Raw genomic sequence first — 23,735 nt, 5'->3', positions numbered from 1 at the left:
CTCCGCGGGAGCGCCCTCGCCCGCGGAGACCACGGCTCGTCGGGGCGTACCGTCAGCCGGCTTCGCGGCGGGCGCGGGCTCGGCGCTTCCCCTCGTGCATGGCCTGCACCCGGGCCACCGGGATGGTCCGCCCCTCGGCCACGAGGTCGGCGGGCAGCGGCTGCGGCGCCGGCATCGACGCGGCCCACGGGTCGGCCCCGGCCACCAGAGCCGGCACGGTCCGGATGGTGAAATCGGCCGGGGTCACCTCGGTCAGGTCGGCCCAGTCGACCGGAAAGGAGACCGGCATCCCGGGGCGCAGCCGCGGGCTGTACGCGGCCACCACGGTCGCCCCACCGGCCCGCGTGGCGTCCACGAAGACCCGGCCGCCCCGGTCCTCCCGGATGAACGCCGTGGTGGCCAGCGCCGGGTCCAGCCGCTCGGCCCGGGCGGCCACCGCCCGGGTGGCGGCGGCCAGCTCCTCGGCCGTGGGGCCGTCGGAGATCGGGACGAAGACGTGCACACCCTTGGCACCACTGGTCTTGACGGCCCCGGACAGGCCGGCGTCGGCGAGCGCCTGGCGAACCAGCAGCGCGGCGCCGACCGCCGCGGCGAACCCGTCCCCCTCCGGCGGGTCCAGGTCGAGCACCAGGTGGGTCGGGCGGTGCAGGTCCGCCGCGGTGGCCAGCGTCGGGTGGTACTCCACCGCCCGCTGGTTGGCGAACCAGAGCAGGGTGCGCCGGTCGTCGCAGAGGGCGTACGAGACCTCCCGGTGTGACGCCTCGGCCCAGACCGGCACCCGGCGGACCCAGTCCGGGGTGTAGCGGGGCAGATTCTTCTGCATGAACGGCGGCTGGCCGGGGCGGACCCGGATCACCGACAACGGCCGGTCCCGCAACTGCGGGAGGATCCGGTCCCAGACCGCGTCGAGGTAGTCGACCAGGTCGCGCTTGGTCGCGTCGTCGCGGTCGGACAGCGGCTGGTCGAGGTTGGTCAGGGCCACCCCGTCCCGGGTTTCGTCAGCCTCGCTCACCCGCTCACCCTCCCGGCCCCGACGCCGTCGGTCAACTGGACGCGGCGCTTCGCTGCCGCTCGATTCCGGCGCGCGGCGCGGCGCGCCGGGCACCCGGCAGCGTGGTCAGCGCGACCAGCAGCGCGGCGACCACCAGGGCGGCGGCGACGGTGAACGCGATCCGGTAGCCGCCGGCCAGTGCTGCCACCTCGGCCCAGCCGGCGGCCCGCAGACCCTCGGTGCGCGTGGCGGCCAGGGTCGCCAGCGCGGCCAGCCCGACCGCCCCGCCGACCTGCTGGGTGGTGTTGGCCAGCCCGGACGCCAGCCCGGCGTCCGCGTCGGTTGCGCCGGCCATGGCGAGCGTGGTGACCGCCGGCAGGGTCAGGCCACCGGCCACCCCGAAGATCAGCATCGCGGGAAGCACGTCGGCGAGGTAGCCGCCGTCGGCGGGCAGCCGACCGAGCAGCAGGAAACCGACGGTGGCCAGGCCGAGCCCGGCCAGCAGCACGGCCCGGGCGCCCCACCGGGCGATCAGCCGACCGGCCAGGCCCAGCGACACCACCGCGATCACCACCGGGGTGGGCAGGAAGGCCCAGCCGGTCGCCGCCGCGTCCAGCCCGAGAACCAGTTGCAGCTCCACGGCGAGCAGGAACTGGAAGCCGAAGTACCCGGAGATCATGAGGAACTGCACGGCGTTCGCCGCGACCAGGCCGGGGACGCGCAGCACGCGGGCCGGCAGAAGCGGGACGGGCGCCACCCGCTGGCGGACCGCGAACCCGCTGAGCAGCAACGCCGCGAGCGCCGCCGCGCCGAGGGTCCGCGGGCTGGTCCAGCCGTGCTCACCGGTCCCCACGATGCCCAGCACGGCGGCCATCAGTCCGGCGGTGGCGAGCAGCGCGCCGGGCAGGTCCAGGCCCGACCGCAGGCCGATGCCCCGCTCGGCGGGGAGCCGGCGGACGGCGGCCAGCACGATGGCCGCCCCGATCGGCAGGTTGACCAGGAAGATCGACCGCCAGCCGGCCAGCTCGGTGAGCACCCCACCGGCCACCGTGCCGACCGACGCCCCCGCCGCCCCGGTGAAACTGAAGACGGCGATCGCGCGGGCCCGCTCGGCCGGCTCGGGATAGAGCCGGACGATCATGCCGAGGCTGACCGCCATGGCCAGCGCGCCGCCGACACCCTGGCCGAAGCGGGCGCCGACCAGGACGGCCGGCCCGGTGGCCAGCGCGCAGGCCAGCGAGGCCAGGGTGAACAGCGCGATGCCGGCCAGGAAGATCCGCCGCCGGCCGAGCAGGTCGCCGAGGCGGCCGGAGAGCAGCAGCAGCCCGCCGAAAGCGACCAGGTAGGCGTTGACCACCCAGGCCAGGCCGGCGGCGGTGAAGCCCAGGTCGCGTTGCACGGCGGGCAGCGCCACCGCGACGACGCTGCCGTCCAGGATGATCATCAGGCTGCCGGCGCAGAGCACGAGCAGCGCCGGCCAGCGGGACGGGACCGAACGGTCCATCGGAACGCCTCCTTGGTGCATGGTTTGTTACCGACGCCATCGTCTGTGACCATGAGTGAGGGCGGAAGGAGGCACTGTGATGTCCCAGAGGAACAGCGATGTGTCCGCGCTGGTCGAGCTGACCTGCGCGCCGGGGAACGTGCCGTTCACCACAGGTCAGGCCCGGGCGTGCACCGTCCGCGAGGTGCTCGACCGGGTCGGCGGCAAGTGGAGCATCAGCATCCTGGTGTCCGCCTCGAATGGCCCGGTGCGCTTCACCGAACTGGAGCGGCACATCGAGGGGATCAGCCGCCGGATGCTCACGCTGACCCTGCGCAACCTGGAACGCGACGGCCTGCTGCACCGCACGGTCTATCCGACCGTCCCACCCAAGGTCGAGTACACGGCGACCCCGATGGCGTTGGAGCTCTACGAGTCGCTGGTGGCGCTGACCAGCTGGGCCGAGCGGCACCGCCGGGGCATCGCCGAGGCGCGGACCAGGTACGACGCGGAGCACGCCGGTTAAACCGGGCCGGGGTGTGGGGAACGCCACCGTGGCAATCTGACCGATCGGTCAGGGTCTGACCGATCGGTCAGGCATGCTGGTCTGCGGGAGGTGGACCGGTGATGGCCAGAGCGGTGTCCGAGACGCACGGCGAGATCCTCGCCGCGGCGGCGCGACGGTTCGCGGTGACCGGCTACCGGGGCACCTCGTTGCAGGACATCGCCCGCGAGGTCGGCTGCTCCAAGGCCACCGTGCTCTACCACTTCGCCAACAAGGAAGCCCTGCTCGCCGAGCTGATGGCCCCGGCCATCGCCGTCCTGCAGGAGCTCGACGACCGGCTCACCGGCCTGACCGGCGGGGCCGCCCAGCAGGTCGCCGCCGCGGGCTTCGTCGACCTCGCGGTGCGCTTCCGGCGGGAGATCGCGCTGCTCCGCGGCGAGTTCCCGGAGCTGCTGGCCCAGCCGGCCTTCGCGCACATCCAGCAGATCTCCGAGCGCCTGCGGGACGCCTTCGCCGGGCACTCCGACCGGCCAGGCGCCCGGATCGCCGCGCTGGTGCTGCTCGCCGGCATTTCCGAGGCGTGCGCCGAGTTCGTCGACGTTCCCGACGACGAGTTGCGCCCCGCCCTGCTCGCCCTCGTCCGGCGGGCCGTCGAGCCCGTCGAGTCCCCCCTGCCCCAACCACCCACGACCGAGGACAAGGAATCCTGATGGCCACCCTGCTCTACCGGCTCGGCCGGGGCGCGCTGCGTCGGCGACGGCTCGTCGTCGCGCTCTGGCTCGTCGTACTCGTCGTCGCCGGCCTGGCCGCGGCGACCCTGCGCGGCCCGACGGCGAGCAACTTCACCATGCCCGGCACCGAGAGCCAGCGGGCGCTCGACCTGCTCGCGCAGCAGTTCCCCGCAGCCAGTGGCGCCACCGGCACCATCGCGGTCAAGGCACCGGGTGACGGCCAGTTGGCCAGCCCGCAGGGCCAGGCCGTGGTGCAGGAGATCGTCCAGCAGGCATCGACACTGCCCGGCGTGGTCGGCGCCGTCGACCCGTTCCAGGTCGGCGCCGTCTCGCCCAACGGCCGGTACGCGCTGGTCCAGGTCCAGTTCGCCACCGGAGCGGACGAGGTGACCGACGAGCAGAAGACCGCGTACGAGCAGGTCGGCGCGGCGGCCGAGGCGCAGGGCTGGCAGGTCGCCCCGGGCGGCGAGGTGCTGGGCGGTGAGCCGGAGATCGGCTCCACCGAGGCGCTCGGTGTGCTGGTCGCCGCGATCGTACTGATCATCACGTTCGGCTCGCTGGTGGCCGCCGGCATGACGATGCTCAACGCCCTCATCGGCGTGGGCGTCGGCATGGCCGGCCTGTTCGCGCTGAGCAGCGTCGTGCAGTTGACCAGCACCGCGCCGATCCTGGCGCTGATGCTCGGCCTCGCGGTCGGCATCGACTACTCGCTGTTCATCACCTCCCGGCACCGGCAGAACCTGCTCGACGGCCTGTCCCCCGAGGAGGCGGTCGGCCGGGCCGTGGGTACGGCCGGCTCCGCCGTGGTCTTCGCGGGCGCCACCGTCGTCATCGCCCTGGCCGGGCTCGCCGTGGTGGACATTCCGTTCCTCACCGTGATGGGTCTCGCCGCCGCCGGCACGGTCACCGTCGCGGTGCTCGTCGCCATCACCCTCCAGCCCGCGCTGCTCGGCTTCGCCGGTCGCCGGGTGCTTCCCCGCCGGCTGCGCTCGGTCACCGCCGACAGCATCCCGGCCGACGACACGGACGCCGACCGCCCGGCTACCGCCACCGCGCGGTCCGAGGACCGGTCCGGCTTCGGCTTCCGCTGGGCGCGGCTGGTCACCCGGTTCCGCGTACCGGTCATCCTCGTCGGCCTGCTCGGCCTCGGAGTCCTCGCGCTGCCCACGCCGGACATGCGGCTGGCCCTGCCGGACGCCTCCACGGCGGCCGCCGGCTCGCCCGCCCGGGTGTCGAACGACCTGACCACCGAGGGCTTCGGTGCGGGCTTCACCGGCCGCCTCGCGGTGGTGGTCGCGGGCGACACGCCACAGGCCACCTCGGCCGCGGTGCCGCAGGTCACCGCGCTGCTCCAGCGCACCGACAACGTGCTCGCGGTGGCGCCGGCGCAGCTCAGCCCGGACGGCCGGACCGCCCTGCTCGGGGTGGTGCCGAAGACCGGCCCGACCGACGAGGCCACCGAAACCCTGGTGCACGACATCCGTGCCTCCGTGGGCGGGATCCGCGACGCGGACGTGCTGCTCACCGGCGTCACCGCGATCGGCATCGACGTCTCCGAGAAGCTCTCCGACGCGCTGCCGGTCTATCTGCTGCTGGTGGTCGGGCTCTCGGTGCTGCTGCTGATGCTGGTGTTCCGTTCGCTGCTGGTGCCGGTCAAGGCCGCGCTGGGCTTCCTGCTGACCGTCGCCGCCACGTTCGGCATCACGGTGGCGGTCTTCCAGCAGGGGCACCTCGCCGACCTCGTCGGCCTGGACACCCCGGGCCCGCTGATCAGCTTCCTGCCGATCCTGCTCATCGGGATCCTGTTCGGGCTCGCGATGGACTACGAGGTGTTCCTGGTGTCCCGCATGCGGGAGGACTTCGTGAACGGCGAGTCGGCCCGGCAGGCCACCATCAGCGGCATGGGGCACGGCGCCCGGGTGGTCACCGCCGCCGCACTCATCATGATCTCGGTCTTCGGAGGCTTCGCCTTCCTGGAGGATCCGGTGATCAAGTCGATGGGCTTCGCGCTCGCCGTGGGTGTGGCCATCGACGCCTTCGTGGTGCGGATGACCATCGTTCCCGCAATAATGTCGCTGCTCGGCGACCGCGCCTGGTGGCTCCCGCGCTGGCTCAACCGCGCCCTACCGAACGTCGACATCGAGGGTGAAGGCCTGCGCGCGAAGCTCACGGACCGCACCCCGGCCGGCGTCTGACCCTCCCGCTGCCCGGCCCGGTCAGACGCCGGCGGGGTAGGTCTCCATCTCGCCGGAGACGGCCGGGACGGGCAGCGGGTGCAGGGCGGTGGTCTCGTCGCACCAGATGAAGGCGTCGTAGCGTTCGCCGAGTCGGGTGGGCACGTAGTTGCCCCAGGACTCGAAGGACGGGTCGTAGACCACTCCGATCGCCCGGTGGTCCGCGGTGCCGGTGACCCAGCCCGGCTGGTCGTCGCCGCCGAAGACCAGCACCGCCCGCTCCGGCATCAGCTGGTGCAGCCGCCGCTCCACCGATCCCTCCCGGGCCGGCGGGACGACCATCGCCTCGGCCGGTGACCCCCATCGGGGGGCGGCGATCGCCGTACCCCGGTAGCTGCCGAAGCCGATCAGCGCCACGGCGTCGTCGCCGTGCCGCTCCCGGGCCAACTGGCCGATGTTGATCATCCCGTCGGTGACCATGTCGGTGGCCCGGGCGTCCCCGACGTGGGTGTTGTGCGCCCAGACGATCCCGCGGGCGTCCGGGCCGTACCGGTCCAGCAGCCGGTCCAGGGTGTCCTGCATGTGGATGTCGCGGATGTTCCACGAATCCGGTCCGCCGGTCACCATCGCCCGGTAGTAACGCTCCGCGCCGGCCACCACCTCCGCGTTCTGCCACGCCGAGAAGCGGTCCGGGCCGTCGGAGAGTGCCTGCTCCCGGGTCCTGGCCAGCAGTCGCACCACCTCCTCCTCGCACCGGGCGGAGACGAACCGGCTGGCCGCGCCGTACTCCTCGACCCGCTTGCCGTACGGCTCGAAGCACCGGTACGCGTCCTGCGCCGCCTCCAGCGAGGTCGGATCCTCCTCCCCCAGATAGTCGAAGATCGCCTGCATCGACTCCCAGAGGCTGTACACGTCGAGCCCGTGGAATCCAGCCCGTTGGCCCTCCGCGCGCTCCAGGTTCCACGCCCGCAGCCAGCGGCAGAACCGAGCCACCTCGGCGTTGGCCCACATCCAGGTCGGCCACCGCTCGAACCGCTCGAGCGCCGCCTGCGGGTCGAGAGCGCCGCCCGGCGCACCGGTGACCGAGCGGTGCACCCGGTCACAGTCCGGCCAGTCGCCTTCGACGGCCACGAACGAGAAGCCGCACTCCGCGATCAGCCGGCGGGTGAGCTGCTCGCGCAGCCGGTAGTAGTCGTAGCTGCCGTGGGTGGACTCGCCGATCATCACCACCCGGGCGTCCCGGACGCGCTCCAGCAACGGGTCGAAGTCGCTCGGCGCGCCGAGCCGCTGAACCAGCATGTCCGCGGCTACCCGGCGGCCGCTCCGACAAACCGGCGGCGCGCCGCCGGGCGACACGCCGTCCGCCGGCCGCCCGGCCGACCGGTGTACGCGTACGACGAGCGGGTAGCCGGCCGGCATGACCGTCACCGGGATTCAGTTGCAGGAGTACCTGGCCGGGCTCGACTACCCGGTCTCCCGCGAGGACCTGGTCCGCTGGGGCCAGGAGAACGGGGCCAGCACGGCGATGTTGCAGATGTTCCAGGCGTTGCCGATGGAGCAGTTCGAGTCCCCGGACGAGCTGAACGCGGCGCTGACAACCCTCTCCTGACCCCGCTGCGGTCAGCGGGCGTGCAGCAGTCGGAAGAGGACCAGCCACTGCTCCGGCCAGACGTACCCGACCGGGGTGTCCGGCGCCGTCCGGGTGGCGCGCAGCGCCGCGGCCACCCGGGCCGGCGGGTGGTGCCGGCGCAGGGTCGCCGCCAGCGAACCGCCGACGCCCTCGAAGCCCACCGCCACCAGCCTTCGGTACGCCGGCAGGGCGGCCCGGGGCAGCAGCGGCTCCGCCCGTCGGTCGATCCGCAGGATCCCGGCATCCACCGCAGGCACCGGCCGGAACGCGGTACGCGGCACCCGCCCGGCAAGCCGCCAGTCGACCTCCGGCCAGGTCGACACGGTGAGCCGGGTCCACCGGCCGTAGTCGCCACTGCGGCGACGGGCGTACTCCAGCTGGGTGAGCAGGGTGGCCGAGCGCAACCGGGGCGCGGCCAGGCACCACCACACCACCGCGGACGTCAGCGACCACGGGATGTTGCCGACCACCGCGAACGGCTCCGGTGGCGGCTCGGCGGCGAGGAAGTCGGCCTGCCGGTGCTCGACGTTGGGCAGGGCCGCGCAGACGGCAACCAGCTCCCGGCCGGCGGCCGGGTCCACCTCGTACGCCGTCAGTCGCCCGCAGCGGGCGGCGAGCGGTCGGGTCAGCTGGCCGCGACCGGCGCCGACCTCCAGCAGGAGCCCGTCCGGATCGGGGTCGGCCGCGCGGACGAGCCGTGCCACCGCGGCCCGGTCGACGAGAAAGTTCTGGCTGAGTACGCGACGGGACCGGTCGCGTTCGGTTGGTCGGAAGTTGCGGGGCGCCACGGGTCGTCGTCCTGTCTGTCGCCGTTCGGCGACGGGCTGGACAGGCAGCCGGGATTCCGGGCCTGTCCGAGTGGATCGGGACTCGGACGGCCCTGGACGATGACACGGGTACGCGAAGGTGCGGCGGCGACGGGGCGGCAGCCCCGTGCGGCGGCAGGAATGAGCCGATCAGCAGCGGCGGGGCTCAACCCCGGCGCACCGCGGAGATGGACCGATCAGCGGCGGGTCGCGTCCCGGCCGGCCAGGGCCGGACGCCGGACTCGCGGGCGGGACACCAGCATCGGGCCCCAGGCGGCCGGCGTACCGACCCCCTCGATCAGGGCATGCGTAAACATCCCGCCACCCTAACCAACCCCCCACGTCAACCCCACCGATTAACGCCCACCCGCCCCCGCCGCCCGGTGATCAAGAGGTTTGCGTCACGACACGCCGCGCCGGTTGACGCAAACCTCTTGATCAACAGGCGGCGGGGGCGGGGTGCGGATGGGGGGTTACGGGAGGGGGATGGTGCGGGATTCGGCGCGGGCGGTTTCGGCGGCGGCGAGAATGGCGACGACCTCACGGCCGAACCGGACGTCGCAGCGGTGGTCGCGGGTGCCCGCCCGCACCTGCTCCACGAGCTGGTCGATCGCCACACCGAACGCCGTGGCCGGGTCGTTGTCGCCGACCGGGACGGTCTCGATGCCGTTCTCGCCGTAGAACACGAACTCGCGGGTCATCGACTCGCTCGGGGCGTCCAGGGAGAGCGAGGCGCTGCTGGTGGCGCCACCGTCGTGGGTGAGCAGCAGGTGCACCATCCCGCTCGGTCCGTCCATCGCGGCCACCCGGGTCACCCGACCCAGCACCGGCAGGATGATGGAGAGCGCGTGCGGGGCGATGTCCCAGAGCGCGCCGTGCTCCCGGCGCCACAGCGAACCGCCGTACGGGCTGCCCTCCTGGAAGATCGAGGCGAACGCGACGGTCCGCCCGTGCTGCCAGCCCCCGGCGGCTGCGGTGGCGGCGAGGAACGCGGTCACGTTCGGCTGGAACCGCTGGGTGAAGAAGACGACCGAGGCGACCCCCGACGCCTCCGCCGCCGCGACCACCCGGTCGGCGTCCTCGACGGTCAGCGCCAGCGGCTTGTCCAGCAGCAGGTGCCGGCCGGCGGCGGCCGCCCGGGTCGCGATGTCGGCCTGGATGTTCGGCGGCAGCGCGACCGCGACCGCGTCGCACACCTCGAGCAACGCGTCGACGTCGGCGTACGCCGGCACCCCGTACCGCTCGGCCAGCGCGGCGGCCCGCTCCGGGTTGCGCCCCCAGACGCCGACCAACTCCGCGTCCGGGTGTGCGTGCAGCGCCTTCCCGTGCGTCTCGATCGCCCAGTGACCGGTGCCGAACAAGCCGAACCGCAGCACGTGTACCTCCGCCGTTTCCCCGCACCGCGACGACGCCACGGGCGTGATCCACGCTAGTCGCCCCACCAGCCGTGACGGCGGCGGGTCGACCAACCCCGAGCCCGCAGGTTCCGGTCTCCGCCCGGCCGGCCATGGCCCGGCCGCTCGACAGCGGTGGCGGAGGACAGCGAGGCAGGGTCGCCGACGTACTACGACGGTTAGTAGGCTGTGCCGGTGACCGAGGCAACGACCGGGTGGGGCCGATGACCAGTGCGGCAGCGGCCAACTCGCCGGTGGACGGGATTCTCGCGACGGCGTCGATCGTGCTGTCGTTGCTCGTCGCGGTGTGGGCACTGGTGGCGGCGGTACGCCACCGGCCACCGGACCGGGTGCAGTTCGCCGGCCTGGCCGTCCTGGAACTGGCACTGCTCGCGTTGAGCGTGCTGGCGCTGGTCGCGGTCGGCGGCGGGGATCGGCCCGGCGAGCCCGGCGCCTTCTTCGGCTACCTCGTCACGCTGGTCTGCCTGCCGCCGCTGGCCTGGGTGCTGGCCCGGATGGAGCCGACCCGCTGGGGTTCGGCGATCGTCTGCGCGGTCTGCCTGGTGGCCCCGGTGGTGGTCGTCCGATTGCAGCAGACCTGGGAGGTCATCGGTGGTTGAGACACGACCGGCCCGGCGCGCGACGAACACCGGTCCGGGCCGGCTGCTGATCGCGGTCTACCTGCTCTTCGCCATCGCGGCGACCAGCCGGGCAGGCCTGCAGATCGCCACGAGGTTCGACGAGGCGCCGGTGGCGTACCTGCTCTCCGCGCTGGCCGCGCTCATCTACATCGTCGCCGCGGTGGGGTTGGCCCGTGCCGGGCACACCGGCCGACGGGTCGCGCTGGCCTGCTGTTCACTGGAGCTGGTCGGGGTGGTCGCGGTCGGCATCCTGAGCCTGGCCGACAAGGAACTCTTCCCCGACGAGACGGTCTGGTCGCAGTTCGGCAGCGGGTACGGCTACATCCCGCTGGTGCTGCCGGTGCTCGGCCTGTTCTGGCTCTGGCGCACCCGCCGCGACCCCGCCTGAACGACCCGCGCACACGTCGAGGGCGCTCCCTCGTGCATGGAGCGCCCTCGACGGGTACGGGTCAGTTCCGCGGGCCGCCGGCCACGTAGATGACCTGGCCGGAGACGAATCCCGCCCCCTCGCTGGCCAGGAACGAGATGGTGTGCGCGACGTCCTCCGGCCGGCCCGGGCGACGTACCGGGATCTCGGCGGCGGCGTGCTTCTGGAGGTCCTCGAAGTCCACCTTCATCCGGGCGGCGGTGGCGGCGGTCATGTCGGTGACGATGAAGCCGGGCGCCACCGCGTTCACGGTCACCCCGAACGGTCCCAGCTCGATGGCGAGGGTCTTGGTGAAGCCCTGGAGACCGGCCTTGGCGGCGGCGTAGTTCGCCTGGCCCCGGTTGCCCAGCGCGGAGGTGCTGGACAGGTTGACGATCCGCCCCCACCTGCGGTCCACCATGTGCTTCTGGGCGGCCTGGCTGAACAGAAACGCGCCACGCAGGTGCACCCCCATGACCGTGTCCCAGTCGGCGTTGGTCATCTTGAACAGCAGGTTGTCGCGGAGCACCCCGGCGTTGTTGACCAGCACGGTGGGCGCGCCCAGCTCGGCGGCGATCCGCTCCACGGCGGCTTCGACCTGGGCCCGGTCGGAGACGTCGGCGCCGACGCCGAGGGCCCGGCCGCCGGCACCGGCGACGGCGTCCACGGTCTCCTTGGTGGCCGCCTCCTCGATGTCGACCACGGCGACGGCCATGCCGTCGGCGGCCAGCCGGCGGGCGGTGGCCGCACCGATACCGCGTGCGGCTCCGGTGACGATGGCGACGCGGGGCTCCTCCGACATGATTACCTCCGGGTAACTTGGCTCGGTCGGTGGAGCTTAACCCGTCCCCACCGAGCCCCGACAGAGCCGGATCCAGCGGTAGCCGTAGCCGGAGAGCTTGACCGCGCCGAGCTTGCCCAGCTCTCCGTAGCCGCGGTCGGCGAGCACGTCGTTCGGCAGGTCGGCCTCCGCCTCCAGGGTGCTCAGGTCCACCTCGACGTCGTCGGCGCCCAGGTTGTGCAGGAAGACCATCGTCCCGGTCGGCCCGTCCGCCCGGTGCGCCAGCACCCCGGCCGGCGCGGGCACGTCGATGTGGGTGGTCGAGCCGGAGCCGACCTCCGGTGCCTCACGCAGCGTCCGCATCATGCGTTCGAACCAGGCGAGCAGCGACTTCGAGTCACCGCGCTGGGCCGTGACGTTGACCCTCTGGTAGCCGAACTCACCCTTGTCGATCACCGGGCGGACCAGCTTCTCCGGGTCCGCTGTGGAGAAGCCGGCGTTCGGCTGGTACGACCACTGCATCGGGGTACGGATCGCCTCCCGGCCGGGCAGCGACAGGTCCTCCCCCATCCCGATTTCCTCGCCGTAGCGCAGCACCGGCGTGCCGCGCAGCGAGAACTGGAGGGCGTACGCCAGCTCGATGCGACGCCGGTCGTTGCCGAGCATCGGGGCAAGTCGGCGGCGGATGCCCCGGTCGTAGATGCGCATGTTCTCGTCCGGGCCGAACTGCGCGTACACCTGGTTGCGCTGTTCGGTGGTGAGCCGGGACAGGTCGATCTCGTCGTGGTTACGCAGGAAGGTGGCCCACTGCCCACCGACGGGCAGCGTCGGGGTGTCCCGCAGCGCCTCGATCAGCGACTCCGGATCCTGTCGGGCGAGGGCCAGCATGAGTCGACCGTTGAGCATGAAGTCGAAGAGCATGTGGATCCGGTTGCCGGAGCCGCCGGCGTCACCGAAGAACGTCGGCAGCTGGTCCGGCTCGACGTTCGCCTCGGCCAGCAGGACCGCGTCGCCGCGCCGCCACTGCACGTGCTGGCGCATCTCGGTGAGGAACTCGAAGTCCTTCGGCGAGTTCGGGTTGCCCGGCTCGGTCAGCTCGATGATGAACGGCACCGCGTCCATCCGGAAGCCGGAGACGCCGAGCTGGAGCCAGAACGACATGACCTTCTTGATCTCCGCCCGGACCTCCGGGTTGGCGAAGTTGAGGTCCGGCTGGAACTTGTAGAACCGGTGGTAGAACCACGCCTTGGCGGTGCGGTCGTAGCTCCAGGTCTCGTTCTGCTCACCGGGGAAGACCATGCCCTGGTGCCGGTCGGCCGGCTCGGTGTCGGACCAGACGAACCAGTCGCGGTACGGCGAGTCCGGCGACGAGCGGGCGGACTGGAACCACGGGTGCTCGTCGGAGGTGTGGTTGACGACCAGGTCGATGATCACGCGGATGCCACGGTTCTGCGCCTGGTGCAGCAGCTCCGCGAAGTCGCCGAGGGTGCCGAAGCGCGGGTCCACGTTGTAGAAGTCCGTGGCGTCGTAGCCGTCGTCGCGGTTGGGTGACGGGTGGATCGGGTGCAGCCACAGGCAGGTCACGCCCAGCCGGGCCAGGTAGTCCAGCCGGCCGATCAGCCCACGGATGTCACCAACCCCGTCGCCGTCGGAATCGGCGTACGTGTCGATGTCGAGGCAGTAGACGACGGCTTCGGAATACCAACGGTCACCCATGCCGGAGGAACTTCTCCCGTGGATCGGCGCGGCAAACCCGGCCGACGGGCGGCGGAGCCGGGACGGTCGCTTCCGGCCGGTACCGTGCCGGTCATGGAGATCGACCTCGTACCGCCGAGCGAACCGTTGGACTGGGCCCGGGGCGGCTGGCTGTATCCGCCGGTCCGCGCCGAGGAGAGCCCGGCCGGCGAGTTGGTCGTCGAACCGGCGGCGGAGAGCGACCTCTGGCGGCGGACCAGCTACGGGTTCGTGCACGACAACGGCCCCGCCCTGCTCGCCCCGCTGCCGGTCGGCAGCGCCATGGAGGTGAGCTTCCGGCTCGACCTCACCGGGCAGTTCGACCAGGCCGGTGCGCTGGTCCGGGTGGACGAGCGCAACTGGATCAAGGCCGGTGTCGAGGTGAGCGACGTCGAACTCCAGCTCGGCGCGGTGGTGACCCGGGAGTTCTCCGACTGGTCGGTGGCACCGGTGCCGGAGTGGGCGGGCCGGGAGGTGACGGTCCGGGTCAGCCGGGCCGGCGACGCGCTGACCGTCCGGGCGCGGATCGACGACGAACCGTGGCGGCTGGTCCGGCTCGCCCCGCTGGACCCGACGGCCGAGGCCACGGCCGGGCCGTTCTGCTGCGCGCCGGTCCGCGCCGGCCTCACCGTGGTGTTCACCGGCTGGCGGCAGGGGCCGGCCGACACCGCGCTGCACCCGGAGCACTGACCGGCACGGCGAGGTGGCCCGGCTCACCGGCAGGTGTGGCCGGGCACCGATCGGGTATGACCATCCGATCCCCCCGGCCGCCGACCCGGAAGGACCGACCATGGCGCTCGCCCAGAATGTCGACCCGACCAGGTTCACCGGGTTGACCGGCTGGGTGGCCACCGTGATCGAGGGGATGGGGCCGGTCGGTGTCGCGCTGCTGGTGGCGCTGGAGAGCATCGTCCCGCCCATTCCCAGCGAGATCGTGCTGGCGCTCGCCGGCTACCTGGCCAGCGAGGGCCGGTTCAACGTGGTGCTCGTGGTGGTGGCCGCGACGGTCGGCTCGCTGGCCGGCGCGCTGGTGCTCTACTGGCTCGGCGCGGCGCTGGGTGAGGAGCGGCTCAAGCGCTGGCTGGACCGCATCCCGCTGGTGGACGCCGACGACCTGGAGAGGGCCGACCGCTGGTTCGAGCGGCACGGCCGGTGGGCGGTGCTGATCGGCCGCGTCGTGCCGGTGGTCCGCAGCCTGGTCTCCGTCCCGGCCGGGGCGAACCGGATGCCGCTGGGCGAGTTCATCCTGCTCACCACGATCGGCAGCGGGGTGTGGAACGCCCTCATCGTCGGCGCCGGTTACGCGCTCGGCAGCCGCTGGCAGGACGTCGAGCGGTACAGCGACTGGTTCAACTACGCGATCGTCGCGGTCTTCGTCGTCATGGTGGTCGGCTGGGTGATCCGCAAGGTCCGCCGTCGCCGGACGCGCGACGACCGGCGGTCGGTGACCGCCGGTCGCTGATCCGCGTGCCCGCTCAGCCGAACTGGGCGTTCAGCGGCGGAAAGTGAACCAGTTGACGTTGACGAAGTCGTTGGGCTGCCCACTGGTGAAGGTGAGGTAGACGGTGTGCCGGCCGGTCACGCCGCTGACGTTGCCGGGCACCGAGCGCCAGCTCTGCCAGCCGCCGGTGTTGCCGATCGCGAAGCTGCCGATCAGCGCGGCGGTCGGGCTGTCCAACCGCACCTCGACCAGACCGCTCACCCCACCGCCGGCCCCGGAGGCCACCCGGGCCACGAAGTCCCGGGGCACTGCGGAGCCGAACTCGACGCCGTCGTAGCGCGCCCAGTCCCCGTTGCGGAGCGCGGCGATGTTCTGCCCGCCCTCGGCGCACGCCTCGACGAGCACCCCGTTCTGCCCGTTGAACGCCTCGGCCTGGATCTGCCCGTACGCGTCGCTGCTGCCGCCGGGCGGCGGGGTGGTGGGCGGCGGGGTGGTCCCGCCGCCGCGGCGGTACACCGCCACGTAGTCGACCAGCATCGGCCGACCGGGGACGGTCGCCGCGGTCGGCGTGCCGCTGCCCGCCACCCCGTTCGGGAACGCCCCGCCCATCGCCACGTTGAGCAGCAGGAAGTAGCCGGCGTGCGAGGTCATCTGCGACCAGGCCGGCTCGCCGACCCGGCTCTGCGTGACGGTGTGGTAGAGCTGCCCGTCGACGTACCAGCGCAGTTGCTGCGGGCTGATGGAGGCGTCCCACTCGAACCGGTAGGTGTGGAACGCGGACTGGCAGCTCGCGCCCGGGCAGGCCCGGGAAGCGCCGATGCCGTTGAACTCGTCGCACGGTCCGCCCGGCGCGACGCCGCAGTGCAGCACTCCCCAGACCGAGTTGATGCCGTTGACGTTCTCCATCACGTCGAACTCGCCGATGCCCGGCCAATTCTGATAGTTGCCCCGGTAGGGTGCGCCGAGCGCCCAGAACGCCGGCCAGTAGCCGGCCGCCGCGGCGCCGGTGACGTTCGGCATCTGGATCCGGCCCTCGATGGCCAGCACACCGCCGGCCACGGCCTTGAAGTCGCTGCGCACGGTCTCGATCCGGGCGGAGGTCCAGCCGCCCCCACCATCGCGCAGCGGCGTGATCCGCAGGTTGCCACCACCGTCGTGGCTGACGTTGGCGGTGCTGGCGGTGTAGTTCTGGATCTCTCCGGTGCCCCAGTTGGCCGGGCCGCCGGGGTAGTTGTGGCCGGTGTCGATGATCCAGTTGGCCGGCGACGGCAGGGTGCCGACGGCGCCGGTGAAGTCGTCGCTCCAGACGGTGCTCCAACCGGCGGCGGGGGGCGGCACGGCGGCCTGCGCGGTCACGGTGATCCCGGCCAGGGCGGTGGTGGTGGCGACGAGCAGGACGGACGCCAGCATCCGGCGTCGGACGGGCGGGGCGGCGATGGCCGCCGGAGGAGGTGACATGGATGTGCCTCTCTGCGGGGACGGGTCGAGAGAGCGCTCTCTCAGAGTTGTACGTCCCAACGAAACAGTTGTCAACGTCGATCTATATCGGCGCGCGCCGGAGTGGCCTGCGGCCGGCGGAGCACCACCTGCTCCAGTGCCGACCAGGCGGTCGTGGTCACCAGGTAGATGACCGCCGCGAGTGGCAGCACCAGCGCCACCAGCACCGTCGTGAACGGCAGCAGGGGCAGCAGCCGACCGAGCGTCGCCGCACCCGGGCCCTCGGTGGGCGTACCGGCCACCGTGCCGACCGCCGCCGACGCCCGGCGGGCCCGCCGCGACGACCACCAGGCCAACACCAGCAGCGCCGCCAGCAGTACGGCGAAGAGCGGACCGGCCGCCCCGGCCAGCCCGTCGCCGAGGTGGTGGCCCAGCGGCACCCCGGCCAGCCGCTCCTGGAGCAGCCCGGTGCCGCCCTCACTCGTGGTGAACAGCCGGTACAGCACCAGCAGGAACGGTGCCTGGAGCAGCAACGGCAGGCAGCCGGCGATCGGGTTGGCGCCGGCCGAGCGGTACAGCCCGAACAGTTCGCTCTGGAGCTTCGTCGGGTCGTCGGCGTACCGCCGCTGAAGATCACGGACCTGCGGGGCGAGCGCCGCGCGGCGCCGCTCCCCGCGGACCTGGGCGACGGTGAGCGGCGAGATCAGCAACCGCACGGCGATGGTGAGCAGCACGATGGCGGCGGCGGTCGCCATGCCGCCGGCCAACGGTTCGAGCAGATCGGTGAGCCAGGACAGCGCGGTGCCGGCGGCGCCGACCACGCCGGTCAGAGGTGCGAAGGCGAGCATGGGAAACCCCTCGGTCCGATTCCGGTGGGTCCTCCCCCGGCGGCGTCCGCCCGACGGGAGAACCGATGACGGCGGGATCGGCCGCGCGGCGGCGTCGCGCTACGCGGCCGAGGGGTGCCCGGGTGCGCGGGGGCGGGGCCGGCCGGCCGCGTCGGGGTCGACCTGCCGGGGCACCCGGCGACCACGGGAGCGGGCCCGCAGCCCGGTCCAGCGCCGGGCGACGCCCGGCACTCCCGAGCGACCGGGCACGCGCGCCGCGAGCAGCACGGCGAGCAGCACCAGGGCGGTCAACGCGACGCCGGCGAGCAGGTCAGCCGGGCGCAGCGCGAGCAGGGTGAGCTGCGCGAACGTGGAAATCCACGCAACCCCGAGAAGCCCCACCGGTACCGGCACGGGTTCAGCCTAGGGCCCGGTGTCACGCCAGCCGATCGAATCGCGGCCACCCGTCGGCACGTGGGGGGCGAACCCGGCGGCGGCCGACACGCGGTCCGCGACGCGCGGTGTCCGCCCGACACGCGGTCCGACGCGCCGTCACCACGTTTCCCGCCATCGCCACGGTGGGTAACCAAACGACCGACCGACGCGGACGGACCGCGACCGGCAGGAACGGACGGTGGTGGCGATGACCGGCCAGGTGGCGGAGGTGCCCAGCGGGACGACCGCGGGGACCGAATTGCTCACCGTGGGTGTCGAGGAGGAGTTCCTGCTCGTCGACCCGCACACCGGGGCCGCGGTACCCGCCGTCGACCTGGTCCTCGAACAGGTGCCGGCGGAGCTGCGCGGGCAGGTGGAGCGGGAGTTCCAAACCAGCCAGATCGAGATTGGCAGCCCGCCCGGCCTTGAGCTCTCCTCGATCCGGCACTCCCTGACCGTGCTGCGCGGGGCGCTCGCCGACGCCGCCGAGCGGGCCGGCGTACGGCTGCTGGCCATCGGCACCGGGCCGGTCGACGGTCCGGTGCCGCCGGTGGTCGACAAGCCCCGCTTCGACCGGATGATCGAACGGTTCCGGCTGCTCGTCCCGGGCCCCGGCAACAACGGCATGCACGTGCACGTGGGTGTCCCCGACCCGGAGACCGGCGTGCAGGTGCTCAATCACGTCCGGCCCTGGCTGCCGATGCTGCACGCCGTGACCACCAACTCCCCGTTCGCCCGCGGCGAGGACACCGGCTACGCCAGCTGGCGCTCGGTGGAGTGGGAACGCTGGCCGTCGGTGGCGCCGACGCCCTGGCTGGAGTCGCACGAGCACTACGAGCGGCTGATCCGCCAGTTGATCGCCAGCGGGGTGATGCTCGACGAGGGGATGCTCTACTGGTACGCCCGGCTGTCGGCGAAGTACCCGACCGTGGAGCTGCGGATCGGCGACGTCTGCCCGTCGGTGGACGACGCCGTGCTGGTCGCCGCGCTGGTCCGGGCCCTGGTGGCCACCGCCATGTCGGACGTCGAGGCCGACCGACCCGCGCTGCCCACCGACCACCACCTGCTGGTCGGCGCACACTGGCGGGCCGCCCACGACGGCCTGGAGGGCGACGCCGTCGACGTCACCACCGGCGAGCTGCGCCCGGCGTGGGAGCTGCTGGACCGGTTCGTGGAACGCATGCGACCGGCGTTGGAGCAGCACGGCGACTGGGCCGAGGTGACCGACCTGCTGAGCGTGCTGCGCCGGCACGGCAGCGGCGCGGGGCGGCAGCGGGCGGTGTTCGCCCGCACCGGACGGCTGATTGACGTGGTGCAGGACGTGGCGCGACAGACCCGCGGCTGATCACCGCGTGACAGGATGGTCCCGTGGCGCAACGACTGATCGTCATCGGCGGGGACGCCGCCGGCATGTCGGCGGCGTCCCAGGCCCGACGCCGCCGCGTCCGTGACGACCTGGAGATCGTGGTCTTCGAACGCGGCCACTTCACCTCCTACTCGGCGTGCGGCATCCCGTACTGGATCAGTGGCCTGGTGCCCGGCCCGGAGCATCTGATCGCCCGGTCCCCGGAGACGTTCCGCACCGAGTACGCCATCGACGTGCGGATACGCCACGAGGTGACCGCCATCGACCTGGAGCGCCGCGAGGTTGTCGCCCGGGACCTGGAACAGGGCGGCGAGGTCCGCGAGCGCTTCGACGAGCTGATGTACGCCGCCGGCGCGATGCCGGTGAAGCCGCCGTGGGCGGACACCGACGCGGGCGGCGTGTTCGGCATGCAGACCCTCGACGACGGGGCCGCGCTGCGCGACTGGCTGGACAGCGAGCCGCAGCCGCGCCGGGCGGTGGTGGTCGGTGGCGGGTACATCGGCGTCGAGATGGCCGAGGCCCTGATCCAGCGCGGCCTCTCCGTCACCCTGGTCGAGGCGGCCGACCAGCCCATGGCGACCGTGGACGGCGACATGGCCGAGCTGGTCGCCGACGCGATGCGCGGCCTGGGCCTCACGATCCGCACCGGCCTGCGGGTGACCGGCCTGGAGCAGCGCGACGGCCGGGTCTCCGCGGTGGTCACCGCGGAGGGGCCGATCCCGACCGACGTCGTGGTCCTGGGCCTGGGCGTACGCCCCAACGCCGCCCTCGCCGAGGCGGCCGGGCTGCCCATCGGGCCGACCGGCGCGATCCGGGTGGACCGCCGGATGCGGGTCCCCGGCATGCCCGGTATCTGGGCGGCCGGCGACTGCGTGGAGACGCTGCACCGGGTCAGCGGGATGCCGGTGCACATACCGCTGGGCACGCACGCCAACAAGCAGGGCCGGGTGGCCGGGATCAACATCGGCGGCGGGTACGCCACCTTCATGGGCGTGATCGGCACGGCCGTCACGAAGGTCTGCGACCTGGAGGTGGGCCGGACCGGCCTGCGCGAGCGGGACGCCACCGCGGCCGGCTTCGACTTCATCTCCGTGGTCGCCGACTCGACCAACCGGGCCGGCTACTACCCCGGCGCCCGGCGGATGACCGTCAAACTGATCGCCGAGCGACCCAGCGGTCGACTGCTCGGCGCGCAGATCGTCGGCTGGTCCGAGGCGGCCAAACGGATCGACACGCTGGCCGTGGCGCTGTGGAACGGCATGACGGTGGACGATATGACGGCGCTCGACCTGGGCTACGCTCCGCCGTACGCGCCGGTGTGGGACCCGGTGCTGATCGCCGCCCGAAAAGCCGTCGACGTGCTCGCCGCCGTCGACCGCTGACCCGCGCCGCCCGTGGAGGACCCCCCCGTGACGCAGACCCCGACCCGGCCGACCGCGCGCCGACGCCCGACCATGGTCGACGTGGCCCGGCACGCCGGGGTCAGCCTGAAGACCGTCTCCCGGGTGGTGAACGACGAGCCGGTGGGGCAGGAACTGGTCGGTCGGGTGCTGGCCGCCATCGCCGAGCTGGGCTTCCGGCGCAACGACATCGCCCGCAACCTGCGTTCCCGACAGCTCAACGCCACCGTCGGGCTGCTCATCGAGGAGATCGCCAACCCGTTCTACGCCACCATCGCCAGTGTGGCCGCCGAGATCGCCGCCGCGCACGGGACGATGCTGATCACCGCCTCCTCCGAGGAGGACCCGGAGCGGGAACGCGCCCTGCTCCAGGATTTCACCCAGCGCAGGGTCGACGGGCTGCTGGTGGTGCCGGCCGGCCCGGACCACTCGTTCCTGCGCCGCGAGGTCGAGCTGGGCATGCCGGTGGTCTTCCTGGACCGGCCGCCGCAGGGTCTGCTCGCGGACGCCGTGCTGCTGGACAACCAGGGCGGCAGCCGTGCCGGGGTCGGCGCCCTGCTCGACGAGGGGCACCGCCGGGTGGGTGTCCTGCTCGGCGCGCCGAGCGTGCCCACCATTCGTGAGCGGCTGGCCGGCGCCCGGGCGGCGCTGGCCGCCGCGGGGATCGAGCCCGACGAGTCGCTGGTCCGCGACCGGCTCATCGCGCCGGAGGAGGCCGGACGGGCCGTCGCCGCGCTGCTCGACCTGCCGGACCCGCCCACCGCGTTCTTCTGCGGCAACAACCGGATCACCGTCGGCGCCCTGCAGGAGCTGCACCGGCGGGGCAGCGACGCCGCGTTGGTCGGCTTCGACGACTTCGAGTTGGCCCACCTGATGCCCAGGCCGCTCACCGTCGTCGGGTACGACACCCGGGAGCTGGCCCGGATCGCCAGCGAACGGCTGTTCCAGCGGATCGCCGGTGACGACTCCCCACCGTCGACCACCGTGCTCCCCACCCGGCTGCTGCGTCGGGGCCTGACCCCGCCGGCCGCCTGACGGCCGATCGCGCCGACCCGAGACCCGAGCGAGGGTCGGGCCGGCGCGGTGCTCAGCTCACGGCACCGAGCAGGGCCTCCACCTCGGCCCGGCGGGGCGGGTCCGCGCCGCGACGGGCGCAGGTCAGCGCGGCCACCAGCGCGGCCTGCCGGAGCACCCGGGCCCACTGCGCCGGGGTCAGCGCGGCGAGCCGGTCGGCCGGCCGGTCACCGAGGGCGTCGAGGTCGGCCAGCGCGGCCAGCAGGCCGCCGGTGAACGCGTCACCGGCCCCGACGGTGTCGACCACGGTCGTGGGCACCGCCGGCTCCTCGTGCAGCGAGCCGTCCGGGGCGAGCAGCCAGGCGCCGTCGGCACCCCGGGTCACCACCGCGCAGCACACCCCGGCCTCGCGCCACTCGGCCATCACGTCGGACACCGTCCGATCCGGGTAGAGCCAGGCCAGGTCCTCGTCGCTGGCCTTGACCAGGTGGGCGAGGCTCACCTGACGCCGCACCCTCGCCTGCTCCGCCGCCCGGTCGGTGACGATGCTCGGACGCAGGTTGAGGTCGATCGACACGGTGAGCCCGTCCCGGCGGCGTTCGCGGGCAAGCAGGTCCTCCAGTACCTGCGCGCCCGGTGCCAGCGCCAGCGCGAGTGACCCGGTGTGCAGGGCGGTCGCCGGCGAACCCGCAAGTTCGGGCAACTCCTGCGGCGTCCACTGCCAGTCCGCCGTGCCGGCCAGCCGGAACTCGTAGCTGGCCTGCCCGGTGGCGTTCAGGGTGGCCACCGCCACCGAAGTCGGCTGCTCGGCGCGGATCGCCCAGTCCAGGTCCACCTGATTGGCGCTCAGGTGCTCGGCGAGCTGACGGCCGTACTCGTCGGCGCCGAGCCGGGCCAGCAGCCGCACCGGCTGGTCGAGCCGGGCCAGCGTGACCGCCACGTTCGCCGGCGATCCGCCCGGCACCGCCCGCTGCCCCTCGGCGGTGACCACCAGGTCGATGAGCGCCTCACCCGCCACCACGATCACGCGGGCACCTCGCCCGGGGCGAGCGGGCCGGGGCCGCCGAGCGCGTCGGCCGAGCGGGACAGCAGCACGGCCTGGTACGCGTGATAAACGTCCGGCCGGCCGTGCCAGACCGTGCCGGCGGGCTGGTTCCGCGGGTCCAGTTCGTGCCGCCACCCGGCGTCGTCGATCAGGTGGTGGCGCGCGTAGGTCCAGAACACCCGGTACCAGTCGGCGTAGACCGCGTCCCCGGTGCGCCGGTGCAGGGTGATCGCCGCCCCGATCGCCTCGGCCAGCACCCAGTGCATCCGGGAGCGGACGACGGGCCGGTCGTCCCAGTCGATGGTGTAGACGAAGCCGTCGGCGCCATCGACCGCCCAGCCCCGTCGTACGGCGGCGGCGAACAGGGCGCGGGCGTCGGCGAGCAGCCAGCTCGGCGGCTGCGGCAGAACCGCCTCCAGCTCCAGCAGCAGGCGGGCCCACTCCAGCCAGTGCCCGATCGTCGAGCCGTACGGCCGGAACGGGTCGGCGGGCCGGTCCCGGTTGTAGTCGGGCAGCGGTGCCCAGTCGGCGGTGAAGTGCTCGGGCAGCCGCCAGTCGTGCCGGGCGCCCTCGCCGTGCACCAGATGGGTGCCGATCCGCAGCGCCCGGTCGGTCCAGCTCGCGTCGCCGGTGGCGGCCGCGGCGGCGAGGAACGCCTCGACCATGTGCATGCTGCTGTTCGCGCCCCGGTAGTCCTCGGTGACCGTCCAGTCGCGGTTCCAGGACTCGCGGACCGCGCCAACCTCGGCGTCCCAGAACCGGTCCCGCACCACGGCCAGGGCGTCGTCGAGGAGCCGGTCCGCGCCGGGCCGCCCGGCGCGCGCCGCGCCGGACGCGGCGAGCAGCACGAACGCGTGGTCGTACCCGGCCTTGCGCTCGTTGGTGGGCGCGCCCTGCTGGTCGACGGCAGCGAACCAGCCGCCGTACCGGTCGTCGCGCAGCAGCGTGCTGAGCGCGGCGATTCCGTGGTCGACCAGAGCGGCCGCGTCCGGGTCGCCGTTGCGGTGGGCGAGGGCGGACACGTGGGTCATCCGGCAGGTGATCCAGGTGTGCAGCGGCTCGCCGCGGTCCGGGGTGCGGTCGTCGGTCAGCCACCAGAAGCCGCCCTCGGGCCGGACCGCCCGCCGCGCCGTGTCGAGCAGCGTGTGGGTCTGGCCGGCGAGGAACAGATCGAGGTCGGGCAGGTCGGGTGATCCTGCCGGAGCAGGGGTCTTTTCGGCGTCGGATCGGGGCACGTCGGTCATCTCAGCTGGTCACCGTCGGGTAGGGAAGGAACATACGGCCAGGATCGGCGGGCGGACCGGGTCCGCGCCGGGAAACCGCCAACGGGACGCCGCGAACCGGCTGGCCGCGCCGGATGCACAGCGGGGAGGATCATGACGCACGATTCCTCCCTTTTGCCCGTTGACATCGTTGTCACCGCTCAACCCTGCTCCGGCAGCCGGCCGACTGTCAATTCCGGTTCGTCACACCGCACCGGACCAGCCACAGCTG

General features: G+C 73.2%; 23 protein-coding genes. 11 read left to right on the top strand and 12 right to left on the bottom strand.

Annotation, left to right across the window (positions count from 1 at the left end; genetic code table 11):
* Window positions 1-52 precede the first annotated feature (52 nt).
* On the bottom strand, window positions 53-1,012 hold the full coding sequence (ligD, locus tag ABZU69_RS08975) for a non-homologous end-joining DNA ligase (RefSeq protein WP_354963821.1): 960 nt from the start codon (window positions 1,010-1,012) through the stop codon (window positions 53-55).
* A 31-nt stretch (window positions 1,013-1,043) separates the two neighbouring features.
* A complete protein-coding gene (locus tag ABZU69_RS08970; RefSeq protein WP_354963820.1) occupies window positions 1,044-2,495 on the bottom strand; it encodes an MFS transporter in 1,452 nt (483 codons plus the stop codon).
* A gap of 76 nt (window positions 2,496-2,571) precedes the next feature.
* On the opposite strand from ABZU69_RS08970, the gene ABZU69_RS08965 reads away from it, so the two are divergent.
* The 3 genes from ABZU69_RS08965 (at window position 2,572) to ABZU69_RS08955 (ending at window position 5,905) form a co-directional block, all read left to right on the top strand.
* Complete coding sequence (locus ABZU69_RS08965; RefSeq protein WP_354963819.1) at window positions 2,572-3,000, top strand: helix-turn-helix domain-containing protein; 429 nt, start codon at window positions 2,572-2,574, stop codon at window positions 2,998-3,000.
* A 101-nt stretch (window positions 3,001-3,101) separates the two neighbouring features.
* Complete coding sequence (locus ABZU69_RS08960; protein ID WP_354963818.1) at window positions 3,102-3,689, top strand: helix-turn-helix domain-containing protein; 588 nt, start codon at window positions 3,102-3,104, stop codon at window positions 3,687-3,689.
* Complete coding sequence (locus ABZU69_RS08955; RefSeq protein ID WP_354963817.1) at window positions 3,689-5,905, top strand: MMPL family transporter; 2,217 nt, start codon at window positions 3,689-3,691, stop codon at window positions 5,903-5,905. Before ABZU69_RS08960 ends, ABZU69_RS08955 begins: the two co-directional genes overlap by 1 nt.
* A 21-nt stretch (window positions 5,906-5,926) precedes the next feature.
* Here the strand turns inward: ABZU69_RS08955 and ABZU69_RS08950 are convergent, their stop codons facing one another.
* Window positions 5,927-7,183 (bottom strand): erythromycin esterase family protein, encoded by a 1,257-nt coding sequence (locus ABZU69_RS08950; RefSeq protein ID WP_354963816.1) that lies wholly within the window; start codon window positions 7,181-7,183, stop codon window positions 5,927-5,929.
* A gap of 118 nt (window positions 7,184-7,301) precedes the next feature.
* On the opposite strand from ABZU69_RS08950, the gene ABZU69_RS08945 reads away from it, so the two are divergent.
* Window positions 7,302-7,493, top strand: coding sequence for a DUF2795 domain-containing protein (locus ABZU69_RS08945; RefSeq protein WP_354963815.1), 192 nt, complete (start codon window positions 7,302-7,304; stop codon window positions 7,491-7,493).
* 11 nt (window positions 7,494-7,504) lie between these two features.
* Here ABZU69_RS08945 and erm read toward each other — a convergent pair whose 3' ends face one another.
* Together erm and ABZU69_RS08935 are read right to left on the bottom strand one after the other, a co-directional pair.
* Window positions 7,505-8,302, bottom strand: a complete 798-nt coding sequence (gene erm, locus ABZU69_RS08940) for an ErmE/ErmH/ErmO/ErmR family 23S rRNA (adenine(2058)-N(6))-methyltransferase (RefSeq protein WP_354963814.1) — start codon at window positions 8,300-8,302, stop codon at window positions 7,505-7,507.
* 491 nt (window positions 8,303-8,793) lie between these two features.
* A complete protein-coding gene (locus tag ABZU69_RS08935) occupies window positions 8,794-9,696 on the bottom strand; it encodes a Gfo/Idh/MocA family oxidoreductase (RefSeq protein WP_354963813.1) in 903 nt (300 codons plus the stop codon).
* A gap of 242 nt (window positions 9,697-9,938) precedes the next feature.
* Here ABZU69_RS08935 and ABZU69_RS08930 point away from each other — a divergent pair, with 242 nt between their 5' ends.
* On the top strand, window positions 9,939-10,334 hold the full coding sequence (locus tag ABZU69_RS08930) for a hypothetical protein (RefSeq protein ID WP_354963812.1): 396 nt from the start codon (window positions 9,939-9,941) through the stop codon (window positions 10,332-10,334).
* The gene (locus ABZU69_RS08925) at window positions 10,327-10,743 is read left to right on the top strand and encodes a hypothetical protein (RefSeq protein WP_121657381.1); all 417 of its coding nucleotides are present in this window, start codon (window positions 10,327-10,329) and stop codon (window positions 10,741-10,743) included. The genes ABZU69_RS08930 and ABZU69_RS08925 overlap by 8 nt, the downstream gene beginning before the upstream one ends.
* A 61-nt stretch (window positions 10,744-10,804) precedes the next feature.
* On the opposite strand, the gene fabG is transcribed toward ABZU69_RS08925, so the two are convergent.
* Both fabG and ABZU69_RS08915 read right to left on the bottom strand, forming a co-directional pair.
* Window positions 10,805-11,563, bottom strand: coding sequence for a 3-oxoacyl-ACP reductase FabG (gene fabG / locus ABZU69_RS08920; RefSeq protein WP_354963811.1), 759 nt, complete (start codon window positions 11,561-11,563; stop codon window positions 10,805-10,807).
* A 36-nt stretch (window positions 11,564-11,599) separates the two neighbouring features.
* Entirely contained in the window at window positions 11,600-13,258 is a 1,659-nt protein-coding gene (locus ABZU69_RS08915) for an alpha-amylase family protein (RefSeq protein ID WP_354963810.1), read from the bottom strand.
* Window positions 13,259-13,351: 93 nt separating this feature from the next.
* Here ABZU69_RS08915 and ABZU69_RS08910 point away from each other — a divergent pair, with 93 nt between their 5' ends.
* Window positions 13,352-13,966: a DUF1349 domain-containing protein gene (locus tag ABZU69_RS08910; RefSeq protein WP_354963809.1), complete on the top strand. Its 615-nt coding sequence runs from the start codon at window positions 13,352-13,354 to the stop codon at window positions 13,964-13,966.
* A gap of 100 nt (window positions 13,967-14,066) precedes the next feature.
* Entirely contained in the window at window positions 14,067-14,738 is a 672-nt protein-coding gene (locus ABZU69_RS08905; protein WP_354963808.1) for a DedA family protein, read from the top strand.
* Window positions 14,739-14,768: 30 nt separating this feature from the next.
* Here the strand turns inward: ABZU69_RS08905 and ABZU69_RS08900 are convergent, their stop codons facing one another.
* The 3 genes from ABZU69_RS08900 to ABZU69_RS08890 all read right to left on the bottom strand — a co-directional run bounded on the left by ABZU69_RS08900 (window position 14,769) and on the right by ABZU69_RS08890 (window position 17,395).
* Window positions 14,769-16,175 (bottom strand): carbohydrate-binding protein, encoded by a 1,407-nt coding sequence (locus ABZU69_RS08900; RefSeq protein WP_354963807.1) that lies wholly within the window; start codon window positions 16,173-16,175, stop codon window positions 14,769-14,771.
* 71 nt (window positions 16,176-16,246) lie between these two features.
* A complete protein-coding gene (gene yidC, locus ABZU69_RS08895; protein ID WP_354963806.1) occupies window positions 16,247-17,002 on the bottom strand; it encodes a membrane protein insertase YidC in 756 nt (251 codons plus the stop codon).
* A gap of 99 nt (window positions 17,003-17,101) precedes the next feature.
* On the bottom strand, window positions 17,102-17,395 hold the full coding sequence (locus ABZU69_RS08890) for a DUF6412 domain-containing protein (RefSeq protein ID WP_354963805.1): 294 nt from the start codon (window positions 17,393-17,395) through the stop codon (window positions 17,102-17,104).
* A 229-nt stretch (window positions 17,396-17,624) separates the two neighbouring features.
* On the opposite strand from ABZU69_RS08890, the gene ABZU69_RS08885 reads away from it, so the two are divergent.
* The 3 genes from ABZU69_RS08885 (at window position 17,625) to ABZU69_RS08875 (ending at window position 21,217) form a co-directional block, all read left to right on the top strand.
* Window positions 17,625-18,761, top strand: coding sequence for a glutamate--cysteine ligase (locus ABZU69_RS08885; RefSeq protein WP_354963804.1), 1,137 nt, complete (start codon window positions 17,625-17,627; stop codon window positions 18,759-18,761).
* Between the two features lie 23 nt (window positions 18,762-18,784).
* The gene (locus ABZU69_RS08880) at window positions 18,785-20,164 is read left to right on the top strand and encodes an FAD-dependent oxidoreductase (RefSeq protein WP_354963803.1); all 1,380 of its coding nucleotides are present in this window, start codon (window positions 18,785-18,787) and stop codon (window positions 20,162-20,164) included.
* A 72-nt stretch (window positions 20,165-20,236) separates the two neighbouring features.
* Window positions 20,237-21,217 carry a LacI family DNA-binding transcriptional regulator gene (locus ABZU69_RS08875; RefSeq protein WP_354964010.1) on the top strand — a complete coding sequence of 327 codons (981 nt, stop codon included), beginning with the start codon at window positions 20,237-20,239 and terminating at the stop codon, window positions 21,215-21,217.
* Window positions 21,218-21,269: 52 nt separating this feature from the next.
* On the opposite strand, the gene ABZU69_RS08870 is transcribed toward ABZU69_RS08875, so the two are convergent.
* Window positions 21,270-22,223 carry a carbohydrate kinase gene (locus ABZU69_RS08870; protein ID WP_354963802.1) on the bottom strand — a complete coding sequence of 318 codons (954 nt, stop codon included), beginning with the start codon at window positions 22,221-22,223 and terminating at the stop codon, window positions 21,270-21,272.
* Complete coding sequence (locus ABZU69_RS08865; RefSeq protein WP_354963801.1) at window positions 22,220-23,485, bottom strand: AGE family epimerase/isomerase; 1,266 nt, start codon at window positions 23,483-23,485, stop codon at window positions 22,220-22,222. The genes ABZU69_RS08870 and ABZU69_RS08865 overlap by 4 nt, the downstream gene beginning before the upstream one ends.
* Between the last annotated feature and the right edge of the window lie 250 nt (window positions 23,486-23,735).

The organism is Micromonospora sp. NPDC005206 (assembly GCF_040608175.1).
Lineage (GTDB): Bacteria > Actinomycetota > Actinomycetes > Mycobacteriales > Micromonosporaceae > Micromonospora.
Note: the sequence above shows the minus strand (reverse complement) of the source record. Positions and strands in the feature narration are given on the sequence as shown.